17 protein-coding genes and 1 riboswitch are annotated in these 16,123 nt (G+C 49.2%); of the genes, 14 read left to right on the top strand and 3 right to left on the bottom strand.

Annotation, left to right across the window (positions count from 1 at the left end; genetic code table 11):
- Window positions 1–181 precede the first annotated feature (181 nt).
- Both VV089_RS08300 and VV089_RS08295 read left to right on the top strand, forming a co-directional pair.
- Complete coding sequence (locus VV089_RS08300) at window positions 182–826, top strand: Rpn family recombination-promoting nuclease/putative transposase (RefSeq protein ID WP_334335571.1); 645 nt, start codon at window positions 182–184, stop codon at window positions 824–826.
- Window positions 778–1,059, top strand: coding sequence for a hypothetical protein (locus VV089_RS08295; RefSeq protein ID WP_334335570.1), 282 nt, complete (start codon window positions 778–780; stop codon window positions 1,057–1,059). The genes VV089_RS08300 and VV089_RS08295 overlap by 49 nt, the downstream gene beginning before the upstream one ends.
- Before the next feature lie 197 nt (window positions 1,060–1,256).
- Here the strand turns inward: VV089_RS08295 and VV089_RS08290 are convergent, their stop codons facing one another.
- The gene (locus VV089_RS08290) at window positions 1,257–1,814 is read right to left on the bottom strand and encodes an SIS domain-containing protein (RefSeq protein ID WP_172542848.1); all 558 of its coding nucleotides are present in this window, start codon (window positions 1,812–1,814) and stop codon (window positions 1,257–1,259) included.
- 338 nt (window positions 1,815–2,152) lie between these two features.
- Here VV089_RS08290 and VV089_RS08285 point away from each other — a divergent pair, with 338 nt between their 5' ends.
- The 3 genes from VV089_RS08285 to VV089_RS08275 are packed head-to-tail and all read left to right on the top strand — an operon-like array spanning window position 2,153 to window position 5,128.
- Window positions 2,153–3,145 (top strand): Gfo/Idh/MocA family protein, encoded by a 993-nt coding sequence (locus tag VV089_RS08285; RefSeq protein WP_172542847.1) that lies wholly within the window; start codon window positions 2,153–2,155, stop codon window positions 3,143–3,145.
- A complete protein-coding gene (locus VV089_RS08280; RefSeq protein WP_334335569.1) occupies window positions 3,142–4,305 on the top strand; it encodes an ROK family protein in 1,164 nt (387 codons plus the stop codon). Before VV089_RS08285 ends, VV089_RS08280 begins: the two co-directional genes overlap by 4 nt.
- 58 nt (window positions 4,306–4,363) lie before the next feature.
- Window positions 4,364–5,128, top strand: coding sequence for a 4Fe-4S binding protein (locus VV089_RS08275; protein ID WP_334335568.1), 765 nt, complete (start codon window positions 4,364–4,366; stop codon window positions 5,126–5,128).
- Between the two features lie 6 nt (window positions 5,129–5,134).
- On the opposite strand, the gene VV089_RS08270 is transcribed toward VV089_RS08275, so the two are convergent.
- Both VV089_RS08270 and aroE read right to left on the bottom strand, forming a co-directional pair.
- Complete coding sequence (locus VV089_RS08270; protein ID WP_334335567.1) at window positions 5,135–5,779, bottom strand: ECF transporter S component; 645 nt, start codon at window positions 5,777–5,779, stop codon at window positions 5,135–5,137.
- A 186-nt stretch (window positions 5,780–5,965) separates the two neighbouring features.
- Window positions 5,966–6,146: riboswitch (FMN riboswitch) on the bottom strand.
- A gap of 114 nt (window positions 6,147–6,260) precedes the next feature.
- Window positions 6,261–7,130: a shikimate dehydrogenase gene (gene aroE / locus VV089_RS08265; RefSeq protein WP_334335566.1), complete on the bottom strand. Its 870-nt coding sequence runs from the start codon at window positions 7,128–7,130 to the stop codon at window positions 6,261–6,263.
- A 293-nt stretch (window positions 7,131–7,423) separates the two neighbouring features.
- Here aroE and rsxC point away from each other — a divergent pair, with 293 nt between their 5' ends.
- The 9 genes from rsxC to cooS all read left to right on the top strand — a co-directional run bounded on the left by rsxC (window position 7,424) and on the right by cooS (window position 16,085).
- A complete protein-coding gene (gene rsxC, locus VV089_RS08260; RefSeq protein ID WP_334335565.1) occupies window positions 7,424–9,385 on the top strand; it encodes an electron transport complex subunit RsxC in 1,962 nt (653 codons plus the stop codon).
- 1 nt (window position 9,386) lies between these two features.
- The gene (locus tag VV089_RS08255; protein ID WP_172542841.1) at window positions 9,387–10,010 is read left to right on the top strand and encodes a methylenetetrahydrofolate reductase C-terminal domain-containing protein; all 624 of its coding nucleotides are present in this window, start codon (window positions 9,387–9,389) and stop codon (window positions 10,008–10,010) included.
- Window positions 10,011–10,023: 13 nt separating this feature from the next.
- Window positions 10,024–10,902: a methylenetetrahydrofolate reductase gene (locus tag VV089_RS08250; protein ID WP_172542840.1), complete on the top strand. Its 879-nt coding sequence runs from the start codon at window positions 10,024–10,026 to the stop codon at window positions 10,900–10,902.
- 23 nt (window positions 10,903–10,925) lie between these two features.
- Window positions 10,926–12,023, top strand: a complete 1,098-nt coding sequence (locus VV089_RS08245) for a DUF6709 family protein (RefSeq protein ID WP_334335564.1) — start codon at window positions 10,926–10,928, stop codon at window positions 12,021–12,023.
- Between the two features lie 40 nt (window positions 12,024–12,063).
- A complete protein-coding gene (locus tag VV089_RS08240) occupies window positions 12,064–12,282 on the top strand; it encodes a hypothetical protein (RefSeq protein WP_334335563.1) in 219 nt (72 codons plus the stop codon).
- A 219-nt stretch (window positions 12,283–12,501) separates the two neighbouring features.
- Complete coding sequence (locus VV089_RS08235) at window positions 12,502–12,882, top strand: cobalt transporter (protein ID WP_172542838.1); 381 nt, start codon at window positions 12,502–12,504, stop codon at window positions 12,880–12,882.
- Window positions 12,883–12,911: 29 nt separating this feature from the next.
- Window positions 12,912–13,103, top strand: coding sequence for a CooT family nickel-binding protein (locus VV089_RS08230; protein WP_334335562.1), 192 nt, complete (start codon window positions 12,912–12,914; stop codon window positions 13,101–13,103).
- A 162-nt stretch (window positions 13,104–13,265) separates the two neighbouring features.
- Window positions 13,266–14,039: an ATP-binding protein gene (locus tag VV089_RS08225; RefSeq protein WP_334335561.1), complete on the top strand. Its 774-nt coding sequence runs from the start codon at window positions 13,266–13,268 to the stop codon at window positions 14,037–14,039.
- Between the two features lie 153 nt (window positions 14,040–14,192).
- Window positions 14,193–16,085 (top strand): anaerobic carbon-monoxide dehydrogenase catalytic subunit, encoded by a 1,893-nt coding sequence (gene cooS, locus VV089_RS08220; protein ID WP_334335560.1) that lies wholly within the window; start codon window positions 14,193–14,195, stop codon window positions 16,083–16,085.
- The last annotated feature ends 38 nt before the right edge of the window (window positions 16,086–16,123 follow it).

Here is a 16,123-nt window from a genome sequence, read left to right as displayed (position 1 = left end):
ACAGTACCATGTATATGGTTTTTGGAACTGGAGTGGAAAGAAAGATATTGTGCCAGATGGGGAGATCCATTATAATAAAGGCAGATGTACTGCTTTCTGTATTTTCTTTCCAGGGATGCCTTTTGGGGCAGGGCTTTGTTGCTTGGAAAATATGAGAGGATTAAGAAAAGGAGAGAGCAGTATGAGTAATGAACAGACATTTTTAATGAAACCGAAGGTGGATTTCTGCTTTAAGGAGTTGATGGAGGATGCGGAGGTACGAAAGGGATTTATTTCGGCTCTGCTGGGGGTAAAGCCGGAAGAGATTGAGCATACAGTGCTTTTACCTACCCATTTAAGGCAGGAGCATCCAGAGGATAAGCTGGGGATTCTGGATATTCGTGTGTTTATTTTTGAACGGGGAAAGGGGAAGGATGCAGCTTCCCAGAGTAGAAAGCAGATGGATCTGGAGATTCAGCTTGCGCCTTTTCCTCTGTGGCCGGAGCGTTCCGTATTTTACCTGGCTAAGATGTACACCGGGGAGATTCAAAAGGGAGAGAGTTATGGGGTACTTCAAAAATGTATTCATGTAGGAATTTTAGATTTTGTCCTTTTTGGGGAGGATGAGGAATTTTATTCTTGTTTTCATCTCTGGGAGGATCATGGACACAGAATGTATACGGATAAATTGGAACTCCATATTTTAGAGCTTCCCAAGATTGCAGAAAAAGAGTATCAGGAAACGGAGCTGTTGAACTGGGACGTTTTTTCAATGGGGAAAAGAAGGAGGAGTTTGAATTGGCAGCGCAAGGAAGTTTTTATATTGAAAAAGCTTATGAGAGGCTGACAGAAATTAGTGCGGATGATTTGAAGCGCCTGGAATATGAAGCCAGGGAAAAAGCTATTCGGGATCACAATTATCTGATGGATTATAATTTGGAGCTTGGGATAAAAAAGGGGCTGGATCAAGGGGCAAAGGCTCTGATCGAAACCTGCCGGGATTACTCCTGTTCAAGAGAGGAGGCATTTTCCAGGCTGGTAGAGAAGCTATCCCTTTCCCCGGAAGAAGCGGAGAAATAACAAATAATATTTTTAGCTCTTTGTGTCCTGTGCCGTCCGGTAAGCCGTATATTACAGCAGCAGTATTTCTGCAATGAGAAGCATCTGCAAGCTGATGGAGGGTCATGGTTCTACAGTCTTCCTTGTGGCAGGAGATATACTGCCAGATGAGGCGGTCGCTTGCGCTCATATGCTCATAATGCTCTTGTACCAGATCATCAAGCTTCATGGTCAGCCTCCTTTCGCTGGTGGTATTCCAGATATTTTAAAAAGAGGATATCGATTAAAATAAAATAAGCCGTGGTGGATTCATACTGCCAGTGCATAGGTGTTTCAAAATGATTGCTCTCATCTACGTACAGGTTAAAATCGCAGAGATGGGCCAGCGTATTTTCCCTGTTTTTGGTGATGGACATCAGATTGACGCCGGCAATGCGGAGTTTCTTAGCGGCCTCCACCATCTTTTTGTTCTGGCCGGATACGGAAACCAGGAGGGTGCCGAACATGCCCATATCCAGGGTTTTGATATTGGCAATCATAGCAAGGCCGCTGGGGAGACCGATGACGAATAAAAGCGGCAGCTGATTGAACACACACCAGGCGCCTTGAAGAATGACATTCCAGATTAAATACCACATACTGGTCGGGGCAGCCAGGGAGCCTAGAACTGCTTCTGTGGTGCACAGGGTGCCGATTCCGACCATGATACCTGCAAAGGAGAACAATAGTACTGGGGTGAACATGGCACCGCCAAACTTTTGAATCTTTTGCATCATTGTTACAACACTTCCCTTCTTTTTGTTTTTGTTACTTTTGCATAATATCATTCTCCCGGGATGATGTACTTGAATAATATCTTGTGGTGAATTCATCGTAGCAGGTCAAGGTGGGAAATGCAATATGATGGGAGGATTCTGGTATGGGGTTGGAGAGGTTGGTATTTGTAACAAAAAGTGTGAAACGTAACGGGCACATTCCTTGGCTGCAGCCGCAAAGGAAAATGGTTCTTGACAATTAGTAAAAAGAGTGTACAATATAAAAATAAAGTAAAAGCGTTGTACTAATTAGCGTAATCAGGATACATGTATATCAAAAGAAATGGAGGACAATTGTGATGAGAAGAATTAAATGGGGCGTTTTAGGAACAGCATATATCTTTGAGCGCGATACGGCAGAGGGAATGAAGCAGGCGGAAAACTGTGGGCTATATGCAATCGCAGGCCGCAGCATGGAAAAAGCACAAGCCTTTAAGGAAAAATACGGTTTCCAAAAGGCTTACGGAAGCTATGAAGAGCTGCTTTCCGATCCGGAGGTAGAGGCAGTCTATATCCCACTTCCCAACACCCTGCATTATGAATGGACGCTCAAGGCCTTAAAGGCAAAGAAGCACGTTCTCTGCGAAAAGCCCTTAGCGCCCACGGCCGAAGAGGCTGAAAAGATGTTCAAGACCGCCCGGGAGGAGCAGGTTTTGCTGATGGAGGCTTTTGCTTATCAGCACAGCCCTTACATTGCGCAGGTTCAAAAAGAGATTGAACAAGGAACCATCGGGGAGGTACGCTATATGGAGGCCGCTCTGATTACCTCCGATTATGTAGAGGGGAATATCCGCATGCGCCGGGAAACACTGGGGGGAAGCACTTACGATCTGGGAGTTTACTGCAGCAGCCTGATTCTCCGCATGACAGGAAAAGAGCCGGAGACGATCAAGGCCGTCAGCACATTTTCCAAGGAAGGCGTAGACATGTACACAACCGTCCTTATGGAATATGAAAACGGCATGCGCGCCAGCTTTGACTGCGGCATGGTGCTTGCCACAGAGAAGAATTCCGCTTTAGACCGCTTCCAGATCCACGGAACGGAAGGCTCCATTGAGGGAGTGGAGTTCGGATTTAACGCTCCGGGAGAGCTGAGCTACCGGGTACGTACCTTTGACGGCAGGGAAGAGCTGAAAACCGTGGCGGTTCCTCAGAACTACCGACTGGAGGTGGAGCAGCTTGGACGCTGCATTACAGAGGGTGAGACGCCTGCCGTATCGGAAGCATTTTCCCTGGCAAATGCCCGGAGTATTGATCGCATTTTGAAATGCATCGGATATTGTCAGAGATGAGGGACGCAGGACTGAACAATACGACACTGCGGAAACAAAACCGGGGACTTGTTTTAAAGCTGATTGCCACAGATGAATGCGCGTCCAGAATCGAGCTGTCCCAAAAGACGGGGCTTTCCAAGATGGCGGCAACACATATTATCGGCGAATTTCTGGAAGAGGGAATCATTGAGGAAAAGGAATCTCTGCTGGTGAAGGGAAAGGGGCGCAATCCCATCCGCCTGAGTCTTTCCGAACATGCCCCCAAGATGATAGGAGTTCATATTTTCCGGGATGAGTGCAGTGTGGTATTGTGCGACCTTCAGCTTCATGTGAAAATGCGCCGGAAATTTGCCATAACCGAGGAAAACCACGAAAGCATCTGGGAGCGGTTGTATGAAAGCATTGACGCAGTTCTTCAAAATGCAAAAGGGGAGCGGATCTACGGAATAGGGATCGGCTCCCTGGGCCCAGTGGATATCAAGAAAGGTAAGATTCTGAATCCGCCTAATTTCTACGGGAAAAAGGATATTGAAATTGTATCCATGCTAAAGGAACGGTACAGCCTGCCGGTCTTTTTTGACAGCCAGTATAATTGCGCGGCTCTGGCTGAGAAATATTACGGAAACGGCCGGGATGCGGAGGATTTTCTTTTTGTGGGAATTTCCAACGGAATCGGTTCCGGCGTGGTGTCCGGGGGAGAGATTAACCGGGACTTTTGCGGTTTTACAAGTGAGCTGGGCCATGTGAGCATTGACTGGAACGGCAGAAGGTGCACCTGCGGCCGCAAGGGATGTCTGGAAGCGTATGCAGGCAGCAGGGTTATTACAAAGCGCATGGCTGAGCTTACCGGCAGGCATCTGGAATTTCAGGAGCTTTGCCGTCTGGCAGAGGAGGATTCCCTGGCTCACAGTATATTTGAGGATATGGTGGATAAGCTGGCCTGCGGCATTACGAATGCGGTAAATCTGTATAATCCCCAGAAGGTTCTGATCGGACACGAGGGCTTCTGGCTGCCAAAGCGGTATCTTTTAAAGCTGCAGGAGCAGATTAACAAAAGAAAGCTTTTGGGAGATTACCATGAGGTAAAGGTAGAGAAGCCGGCATTCCGGGAAAACTCCCATGTGATTGGGTGTGCCTGCAGCCTGCTGGAACGGATTTTTGAAGGGGAAGTGCTCTAGGAGATCGCTGTACTAGGAACAGACCAAGCCGAAAATGTACGGGAAAAGGAGAAAAAATATGTCTGTTTATGAAATTCATTTCAGCCCCACGGGAGGCACAAAAAAGGTTTCCGATATTTTTACAAAAGCCTTTGCGTCGGAAAGCACCTATCTTGATCTGACGAAGCGGGAGGATGATTTTTCCACATATGCATTCCAGAAAGAGGACATCTGCATTGTGGCGGTTCCTTCCTACGGGGGCAGGGTTCCAGATGCTGCCGTATCAAGGCTGCGCCAGTTAAAGGGAAACGGGGCCCGGGCAGTTCTGATGGTGGTGTACGGCAACCGTGCCTACGACGATACTTTTGCGGAACTGCAGGATGTTCTGGAGGAGGCCGGTTTTTCCTGCGTGGCCGGGATAGCGGCAATTGCCGAGCATTCCATTATGCGCCAGTTTGCCGCCGGAAGGCCGGATGCCCAGGATGAAAAGGAGCTTGCCGGTTTTGCCAGGGAGCTTCGTGCTAAGATAGAAGCAGGAGAAGCGTCAGCGCCCGTAAAGCTTCCGGGAAACCGGCCTTACCGTGCGTATGGCGGCGTTCCCATGAAGCCCAGGGCAGGAAAAAACTGCAGCCAGTGCGGTCTTTGCGCCAAGGAGTGTCCGACAGGTGCGATTTTGCCGCAGGAGCCGTCAAAAACAGATACGGATGTCTGCATTTCCTGTATGCGCTGCATCGCAGTCTGCCCACGGGAAGCCAGGAGCGTCAGCAAAGCGCTCCTGGCGGCAGGAAGCATGAAGCTGAAAAAGGCTTGCAGCGTCCGCAGAGAAAATGAATTATTTTTATAAGAAGGGTTAGATGATACCCTTCATTACAAGCACGGAAACTGCGCAGGTTGCAAAGAGGAAGAGGGAGAATACAATCACTCCCTTGGAATCCCCGGTCTGCTCTGCGGTGGAGGGCAATGCAAGCTTGGCTTTCCGAAGAGCCGTCACCACAGGCTTGTAGAAGAGAAGTGCAATCGCCGTATTAAGGCCGCCCTTTAACAGGTTGAAGGGCAGGAAAGCGGGCAGCAGCAGCTCGGCTACGGCGGCTCTCGGATATCCCATGTAAATAGGAGTCACTAAGTAATTCCACAGCAGCATTACCATAACCATGACGCCGCAGCCGGCAAAGAGGCCAAGCATGGCTCCCGATTTGGTGTGTTTTTTCTTGTAGATAAAGGCGGCGGTGCAGGCAAAGCTGCAGCTTGAGAGCACATTCATAATAAAGCCGATGATGCCGGTATCGCTGGCCGAGATCATTTCGATAAAGGAAACCACCACTGAGATAATAAAAGAGGCAAAGGGTCCCAAGAGGAAGCCGCCGATGACAATCATGACATCCTTGGGATCGTACTTTAGAAAGAGTACGACCGGAACGCGCCCTACCACCATCAGGGCGTAGGCGATGGCACAGAACATGCCGATTAAAGCGATTCTTTGTGTTTTCTGGTTCATTGTTATATTCCTCCATTTCTGATTCCGGAAGCTTCCTTGAAGCTGCAAGTGTGAAATCACTTTGGGGAAGACTCCGGATTTTACTGTAACAAAAGACACCTAAAAAACGTTCGTCTTCCAGGTGTCATAATCATCAGAATAAAAAGCAATACAACAAAAACTCTGCCAAAACAATTCTGACCTTGTACACATCTTCTCTCATCCAGACTATACTGTCGGTTTTGGAATCTCACCAAATCCTGTCCTGAACAAGAAACCAATCCAAAGGCATACCTGCCCTTTGGGAAAAGCTTCTCTCAGAACCTGCGCATACACGCTCGCGGACTATACCGCCGATCGGGAATCTCACCCTGCCCCGAAGACTTTCCGTATTCAAATGTCGATTTCATTATAGCAAGCCCTTTTATACCTGTCAATGAATAATTTGCGAATTTACAATATTTTACAAAACCATTCTTGAAAGCTCCTTTTTAAGTACACGCTACTGAAAAAATTTCTCCCGGATAGTCCCCACAGGCATATCCTGCCCTGTCCACAGGCGGAACGCCATAGCCCCCTGGTGAAGGAGCATATAAAGCCCGTTGAACACCATACAGCCTTGCTCCTTAGCCATATGCAGGAGCGCCGTAGTTCTTGGATTGTAAATCACGTCCCCCACCGCCAGATCCGGATGAAGCATGGAAGCATCGGGAATCAGACAGGCGTCCGTCTTAGGCGCCATTCCCACAGACGAAGCGTTGATCAGGCAGTAGCTGTCCTTAAGGCTTCTGGCAAGCTGGGAATGATCCTGCAAATCATACAGATGCAGAAGACAGGCAGTCTTACTGCGGATAAGGTCTGCCTCCTGGGCAATAAGCCGGGTGGAAGCGCTGTGAGGCCTGGAAAAAATATCAATGGAATATACGCCGTCCAGAGCAGCCTGTGCAATGATCGAGGCGGCCGCCCCTCCGGAGCCGAGAACCGTCAGACGCTTGCCGGCAGCACGAAGCCCGGCGTCAGCCATAGACTGCATAAAACCGTAGCCGTCCGTATTGTCTCCGTATAAAACACCGTCTTTATTTACCACCGTATTGACAGAGCCGGTGAGAAGGGCCGTATCCGAAAGGACGTCCACTCTCTGATGCATCAGCCGTTTTAAGGGCATGGTGCAGTTCCAGCCGGTTGCGCCTATGGCAGTGAGCCCGTCGACAGCCTTTCGGAAAGTGTCCTCCGTCACGTCAAAGGCCAGGTAAGCATAGTCAAGCCCCAGAAGACGGAAGGCTTCGTTGTGCATGGCCGGGGAGATACTGTGTTCCACAGGACTTCCAAGCAGCCCGGTTAGTTTTGTTTTTCCGGTAATCATATCTTTCATGGGAAATGCCTCCATAATAAAAATCCAAAAGAACCGCAGTGAAACTTCCGCAGGGTTCCTAAGATTATGGCTATAGGCCGTATTTTTCTATTATGGCTTATGCTATAGGAGTTTTGCAAAAAAGTCAAGAAGAAGAGACGAGGGATCAGAAACAGGAGGTACTAGTCACAGAGTGAACAGCAACACAGACGACAAAAAGATATAAAATACAAAATATTTAGACTGGAAAGAACCGAAGATATATGATATATTGATAAAAGATTTGTGAATCAATTTAACAGGAAGGTGATCAATTGGAAAACTATACGAAGTATAAGTTGAAGAGCAATGAAGAACTGGCGTCATTACTGGACGGAAAGGATCAGCTGTTCCTGATTGCATGTAACAAGTGCTTCAAGGAATTCGAGACTGTTGACGAACCGGACTGCGGCGAGCTTGAGAAGCTGGCCCGCGAACTGGGAAAGACGGTTACGGGCAGCGTGAAGGTTGACTTTTTGTGCAACAAGGTACAGACGGAGAAGAAATTGCAGGGCTTGATTCCGGAAGGAACCGAGAATGTGATTGTTATTTCCTGCGGTCTTGGCGTTCAGACGGCTGCCGGCATGGGGGACAAGCCCGTATATGCGGCTGCCGACTCCATCAATTACAGAGGCCATCACGGCATGGCCCTGACCCAGAAAAACTGCGGCGCGTGCGCGCAGTGTTACTTGAATAGTACAGGGGGCATCTGCCCTGTGGTTGACTGCTCCAAGAGCCTGCTGAACGGACAGTGCGGAGGCGCTAAGAACGGCAAGTGCGAAGTGGACAGCAGCAAGGACTGTGCGTGGGAGAAGATTTACAAGCGTCTGGAAAAGCAGGGACGGCTTGCGGAGTTTTTGGCCGAACCCGTACATATGCGCGACTTTTCCAAGATCAATCATAAGGCAATTCAAGACTATGTAAAGTCCATCCGGGAGAACCGCTTTGCCGGGTATTACGGCGGCGTGCATCCTTTGGAGCGCAAGGAATTTACAGAGCATCTTGCTCTGCAGAGATTCCCGGAGCCGGAGGTTGTGGTGATTCCGCTGTCCATGCATGCGGGCGCCCCAGCCAATCCCATTGTGGAGGTGGGCGATACGGTGAAGGCAGGCCAGAAGATCGGGGAATCGGCCGGATTTATCAGCAGCCCCGTTCATTCCAGTGTCAGCGGAACCGTAACGGCAATCGAGGTACATAAGCATGCCACAAGAGGCGAATGCTTGTCCGTAGTGATACGTTCCGACGGAAAAAATACGCTGGACGAATCCGTAAAGCCGGGCAAGAGTCTGGACAGCCTGACGCCGGATGAGATTGTTGAGATTGTCCGTGAGGCGGGAATCGTAGGCATGGGCGGCGCGGGCTTCCCTACATCGGTAAAATTAAAGCCGCCGAAGCCCATTGATACCGTGCTGCTCAACGGCTGCGAGTGCGAGCCGTATCTGACTGCGGACCACAGGGTGCTGCTGGAATTTGCGGACGACGTGATTTTCGGTCTTAAGGCAATTGTCAAGACCGTAGGTGCGGAAAAAGGAATCATTGTTATCGAAGACAATAAGCCGGACGCCATTGAACTGCTGACGGCCAAGACGGCGGATATGGCTGAACTTGAAGTTGTTACGGCTAAGACAAAATATCCTCAGGGCGCTGAGAAGATGCTCATTAAGCGCGTGCTGAAAAGACAGGTTCCAAGCGGCGGACTTCCGGCGGATGTAGGCTGCGTGGTGAGCAATATCAGCACCACGAAGGCAATCTCCGACGCCATCCAGAAGGGCATGCCTCTGGTGGAGCGCGTGGTGACGGTTACCGGCGAGCATGTGAAGAAGCCGGGCAACTATATTGTGAAGATTGGCACGAATACAAAGGATCTTCTGGATTACTGCGGCGGTATCACTGGTGAGGATGTGACCATCAAGGCAGGCGGCCCCATGATGGGCTTCGTTCTGACCGACACGAATGTACCGATTATGAAAGGCTCCAACGGAATTATTGCCGTGGATACCGGCCATACGGCTGAGCAGCCATGTATCAAGTGCGGACGCTGTGTGGATGTATGTCCCATGGAACTGTCTCCTTTGTATTTTGCAAAATTTGCAGACGAGGAGAACTGGCAGGGCATGAAGGATAAAAATATCATGGATTGTCTCGAATGCAGGTGCTGTGAGTATATCTGTTCCTCCAGAATTCCGCTGGTTGCCAAGATCAAGGCCGGCAAAAATGCAGTAAGGGGGATGAAGTGATATGTTGATTACTGGGTTAAAAGAGAAAGAAACACTCCTGTCACTGACAGGCGGCAGAAAGGTCTTTATCATAAATTGCCATGGATGCCGGGAGGTTCATTTTCCGGAAAAAGAAGCGGAGGAGCTTCAAAAGGAATTGCAGGCTTCCGGCAATGTGACGGGAAGCATAACAACGGAGTATGTCTGTAACCCGGAAAACATGAAGCTGAATCTTGAGAGGAATATGGACAAGATAGAAGCGGCCGATGTGGTCTTTGTATTTTCCTGCGGTATCGGCGTGCAGACTATTTCCGAGTATCTGGAGAACAAGACGGTATATGCGGCCTGCGATACATATCCCCTGCCGGGCTTTCAGGGAGTGACGCCCTTAGAATATGATTGTGATCAGTGCGGAGAATGCTACTTGAATCTGACCGGAGGGATCTGCCCCATCACGGCCTGCTCCAAGAGCCTGGTCAACGGTCAGTGCGGCGGATCGAAAAACGGAAAGTGCGAGGTGGACAGCGAGATGGAGTGCGGCTGGGAGCGCATCTACAGACGCCTTGCACAGATTGGACGCCTTGATGTATTAAAATGCCCCACACAGGTGCGGAATTTCGCAACTGACAAAGAAGCAGCTGAATAAGGAGAGTGAAATCATGAAAATTACGGAAGCATTTGAGCGTGGTGAATTTGTAGTTACGGCGGAAGTAGGACCGCCAAAAGGATTTCATATTGAACATATGCTGGAGGAGGCTAAAACCTACTTGAGCGGCATTACGGCAGTGAATGTAACGGACAATCAGTCCTCGGTTATGCGCCTTGGTTCTCTGGCAACATGTAAGGCTCTGAAGGACGAAGGCCTGACCCCTATTTTCCAGATGACCTGCCGTGACAGAAACAGGATTGCGCTGGAGTCGGATCTGTTAAGCGCCGCATTGTTCGGGATTGAGAATCTGCTGCTTCTGACAGGAGATCATACGACGCTGGGCGATCATCCTCAGGCGAAGCCGGTATTTGATCTGGATTCCGTATCTTTGATTCATGCGGTGAAGCAGATGGAATCAGGCGTTGATCTGGGCGGAAACGAGCTGGTCGGTGAGCCGCCGAAGTTTGCCAAGGGAGCGGTTGTATCACCCTGCAGTGATTCTGTGGATGTCCAGCTGGCCAAGATGGAACGCAAGGTTGCCGCGGGAGCGGAATATTTCCAGACACAGGCAGTCTATGAGCCGGAGAAGTTCATTCAGTTTATGGAGAAGGCAAAACAGTTTGGCAAGCCGGTTCAGCTTGGAATCGTGATTCCGAAATCCGTGGGAATGTGCAGATATATGAATGCAAATGTTGCCGGGATTCATGTTCCGGAGGAAATGATTGAGGAATTGAAGGCGGATAAGGAAAAGACGAAGGCAGGCATCACTGGCGTGGAGATTGCGGCCCGTGTGATTAAGGAGTGCAAGCCTTACTGCCAGGGAGTACATATTATGGCTATGGGATGGGAATCTAAGGTTCCTGAGCTTCTTTCGCAGGCCGGAATTTAAATATTCTGTTTTAGGGGGACAATATGTTAGATATACTGAGAAAAAAAGCAAGAAAATCAAACATTTGGCGGATTGTTTTATCCGTTGCAGGTGTTGTGATATTGCTGGCAATTACAAAATTTGCTATCTTTGACGTCATTACGGGGCCGACCCGTATGGATATTACCGAAGATCCTGCATCTTATGAAGGCAAGTATGTCACCATTGACGCCGAGTTTTTCCTGTACGACTACGTAGAGCACACGACTACCACCAAAAAGAAATACGGCGGCAGTTCCACCTCCACGGACGGATACAGCTATATTGCGTTCCAGTGGGTGGACGACTACGAGAATGACGCGTCTGTCTGGTATTTTTACAGTATTTTCCTGAAAAAAGACAGGCAGAATGAAATGAACTCCAAGATCGATCAGGCTTTTGCTTATCTGTCTGACGAGACAGGCAGCACGCCTCCTCCGGAACCAGTCACGGTTACCGGTGTCTGGAATAAAATGGACTACCAGACAGAAGAATATTTCAGGAGTTCCATGGCGGAATTAGGCATTACGGAATCCGAGTACGACAAGTTCTATTTTTATGAACTGGATACAAAAAATATCGGCGGTGTGAATGGCCTGTTATTCTGGGTTATGATGGCTGGCGCTGTCGGCCTTCTCGCATTTGCTGCTTTAAGCGCCGCCGGTCTTTTCAGTGATTCTTATTCCAGGCCTATCCAGCAGTACCTCCAGAAAGAAGGTTCCGTCTCTATGGCAGCCATTGAGGAGGACTTTCATCAGGCGCGGCTGATTGGGTCAGGTGTATGGGTGGGAAAAAGGTGGACCATCTACATGCAGGGCAGCAAGGCTAAGATTCTGGCCAATAAAGATTTGGTTTGGGGATATTATTTCAGGCGTACCGGCCGGAACAGCGTAAGTGAGATGCGTCTCTTTACGAAGGAAAGAGACAGGTTCGGAATCAGCCTGTCGGAAGATAATACCCAGGAAGCCTTAAGGGTTTATGAGGCGGAACAGCCTCATATGGTGATTGGATACAGCGCTGAACTGGAAAAGATGTATAACAAAGATTTCAATGCATTTTTGGGATTAAAATACCATACTGCTGCAAGAGAAACCGAATTCTAAAAAAGAGAGGGAGGGGCTGTCTGGAAATACAACATCAGAAATGGCTGATGTCATATTTCCAGACAGCCCCTCCAATTCTGTATTGGGAAGATACAAAATTTTACAAAACTCTCAAAAGTTGCATCTGGACTTTCTTCTTACAATCAATTATGATGTGGTTGACATAAAAGATGCTTTAAAAAGCGTACCTGTCCCTGGCCGGAAAAATCGCTGCGGTGCAAAATGTATTGAAAAAAAAGCAATTCCCCAAAGGAAATGAACTTGATTAAATCCCCCATATAGGGTATAATAACCCTAAGTTTGTGATGAAATTAACACAATATAGTGATTGATATGGGACTTATTACGGAACTGAAAACAGTAATATTTCTCAAAGTGCACAAATCAATTTACAGACACACGTACTTGTGGCTGGAAATTGATTTCATAGAAGTGTACTTTGGGAAATATTACGGAACTTTAAATAGGAGGAGAAGTTATGCATATCGTAGACGGCGATCATGGCCATACCCACGGCCATACACATGAACATACCCACAAGGACGGCTGCACCCACACCCATGCACATGAGCATGCCCACGGACATGAGGAGGAACACAACCACACCCATGAGCATGAACATTGCGGAAACTGCGGCGGCTGCGGAGGAGAGCATCCGGCCAATGAGCAGGAGGCAATTTTAGCATATATGCTGGATCACAACAAGCATCACGCGGCAGAGCTGGCAGAGATTGCGAAGCAGTTCCGCAAGGACGGAAAGGAAGAGGCGGCGTCACAGATTGAGAAGGCTGTTGAGAACTTTGAGAAGGGCAACCTGTATTTGAGCGTGGCGCTTTCCAGTGTGAAGACTCCGCAGTAGAGCGGAAGAACCGGAATGGAGGTAGCATTATGTGTCTGGCAACGGTTTATAAAACCACCAAGGATACGGAAGAAGTTGTATTAAAAAATGTAAGCAAGATTTACGCAGAGGGAAGCCAGGTGCGCCTGGTAGATATCATGGGAGCCGAGACAGTGGTGGAAGGAAGCATTTCCTTTGTAGATCTGGCCGGTTCCGTTGTAAAACTGAACTGTCCGGCTTAAAAGCCGTATGAATTGCAGATGGATATTGCGGAACTGGAAACAGCAATGTCCCATTCAGTACCCAGATGGATTTACGGACGCATGTTTTTTTGCGGCCGGAAATTCATCTCTGATACTTGGGTACTGAAGGGGACATTGCGGAACTGGAATAGGAGATAAAAAATGGCACACACAATAGCGGTAGCCGGTAAGGGCGGCGTAGGTAAGACAACCCTGACAGGTCTTTTGATTGAGTACCTGTGCCAGAAAAAGCAGGGCCCCGTACTGGCGGTAGACGCGGATGCGAATTCCAATTTGAATGAAGTGCTTGGAGTAGAGGTAGAAGCAACCTTGGGCGAGATTCGGGAAGAGATTGCCCAGGCGGAGATTTCCAATACCAATCCCATTCCTCTGGGGATGTCCAAGCAGGATTATGCGGAAATGAAGTTCAGCTCCGCACTGGTAGAGGAGGACGACTACGATCTTCTTGTGATGGGTCACACCCAGGGCAAAGGCTGCTACTGTTTTGTAAACGGACTTCTGACGGCCCAGATTTCCAAGTACGCCCAGAATTACAAATATGTAGTGGTGGACAATGAGGCCGGAATGGAGCATATCAGCCGGGGAATACTTCCCAAGGTTGACACGATTATTCTGGTCAGCGACTGCTCCAGAAGAGGCGTCCAGGCAGTCGGCCGTATCGCCAAGCTGATTCCTGAGTGCGGCTTAAAGCCCAATACGGTAGGGCTGATTGTAAACCGCGCCCCGGGCGGCGTCTTAAACGAGGGAACAAAGGAAGAGATTGAGAAGCAGGGCTTAACCCTGCTGGGCGTGGTGCCCCAGGATGAGCAGGTTTTTGAATTTGACTGCGACGGAGTGCCTACCGTGAAGCTTCCGGAGGATTCCCCGGTGCGCAAGGCCCTGTACGGCATCATGGGAAAATTGGATTTGTCATAAGAGTTTGTTCCGGCTTGCCGGAACGAGGGAATATCATCAGGAAAACGAGCAGATATTCTTACAAATGCGGAACATGATAAGAGCAGGCCCATTGCCTTACAGGTTTAAAATGAGCTTGCAGATTTTTATCATAAATATTTTAGGAGGTTTATAATGGGAGACTTTAAATTAACAACGGTGGAAGAATTTGAAGCCGCAACAGCCAGACTGTTGGAAACAGGAGCGAAGGTGGGCGCCGATTCCTGGCAGCTTCGTGTGAAGAACCAGACCCCCCACTGTAAGTTCGGTGAGCAGGGCGTCTGCTGCCGAATCTGTTCTATGGGTCCCTGCCGTATTACACCCAAGGCGCCGAGAGGTATCTGCGGATGTGACGTACACGGTATTGTAGGACGTAATTATCTGAAGTTCACAGCCGGCGGAGCTGCAACCCACTCTGACCATGGCCGTGAGATCTGCCACACCCTGCACTGCACGGCGCCGGACGGAAACTACAAGGTAAAGGATCCGGAGAAGCTCATCCGCATTGCCAAGGAGTGGGGCATTGAGACAGAAGGCAAGGATATCTACGATCTGGCTCACGAGGTAGCCGTAGAGGGCCTTATGGAGTATGGAAAGCCCTTCGGACATCAGCGTTTCTTAAAGAGAGCGCCTCAGCATACCCAGGAGCTTTGGGAGAGAGAAGAGATTGCTCCACGTGCTATTGACCGTGAGGTTGCAAGCTCCTTACATATGACGCATATGGGATGTTCCTCCAAGCCGGAGGCGCTGATTCGCCAGTCCTTACGTACCGGTCTTTGCGACGGATGGGGCGGTTCCATGATGGGTACAGAATTCTCGGATGTACTGTTTGGAACACCGAAGCCCATTGATACCGAGGCAAACCTTGGCGTTATGGTAGCAGAGAATGTCAATATCGTGGTTCACGGACATGACCCGTCACTTTCCGAGATGATCTGCGAGTACGCAGACGATCCGGAGATGATCGCATATGCCAAGAGCGTAGGTGCAAAGGGCATCACCATTTCCGGTGTATGCTGTACTTCCAACGAGGTTGCCATGCGTCGGGGAATTCCCATGGCAGGTAACTTCTTACAGCAGGAAAACGTAGTACTGACAGGCGCTTGCGAGGCGATTGTCGTAGACGTACAGTGTATTTTCCCGGCTTTGGGACCCTTAAGCAAGTGCTTCCATACAAAATTCGTAACTACTTCTAAGATTGCACAGATGCCTGATTCCGAGTTTATGCATTTCACGGCAGAGACAGCGGGCGAGAATGCAAAGGCAATCGTGAAGATGGCTATTGATAACTTCAAGAACCGTAAGCCTGAGCTGGTTTATATCCCGGATATGAAGCAGAAGGCAACGGTAGGATATTCTGTAGAAGCTATCAAGAAAACCCTGGATACCGTTACCAATTCCTACGTGGATGTGACGGGAACCACCATGCCTTTGGTTGAGTGCGTGAAGTCCGGCGTACTGCGCGGCGCCGTTGCCATGGTAGGCTGCAACAATCCGAAGATTCGCCCGGACGTTGCACATATTGAGCTGATGAAGAAGCTGATTGCAAATGATATCATTATCATTGCTTCCGGATGTTCCGCACAGGCAGCTGCAAAGGCCGGCCTGATGAACAAGGATGCCAAGGAGCTTTGCGGCGCAGGCTTAAAGAGAGTCTGCGAGCTTGCAAACATTCCTCCTGTACTGCATATGGGCTCCTGCGTGGATATCAGCCGTATGATGATTCTGGCAGCTGATATTGCCAAGGATTCCGGCTGGAACATTTCCCAGGTTCCTGTTGTAGGCTGTGCTCCCGAGTGGATGTCCGAGAAGGCCGTTTCCATCGGAAACTACGTAGTAGCTACCGGTATTGACACCTTCCTGGGCGTAGATCCTTATGTATGCGGCTCTACAGAGGTAGATAATCTTCTGAAGCACGGCATCAAGGATTGGGTAGAGGCTTCCTATACCGTAGAGAAGGATATCGACAAGCTGGTTGACGCAATGATCGACCGGATTGAAGAGAAGAGAACGGCTCTGGGTATCTAATGCGGAACATGCCTGTAAGGGAATTTTCCGAGCGGAGC

It is taken from the genome of Candidatus Merdisoma sp. JLR.KK011 (assembly GCF_036941125.1).
In the GTDB taxonomy this organism is placed as follows: domain Bacteria; phylum Bacillota; class Clostridia; order Lachnospirales; family Lachnospiraceae; genus Laedolimicola.
The sequence above is the reverse complement of the archived record's forward strand: the minus strand, read 5'-3'. Positions and strand labels throughout refer to the sequence as shown.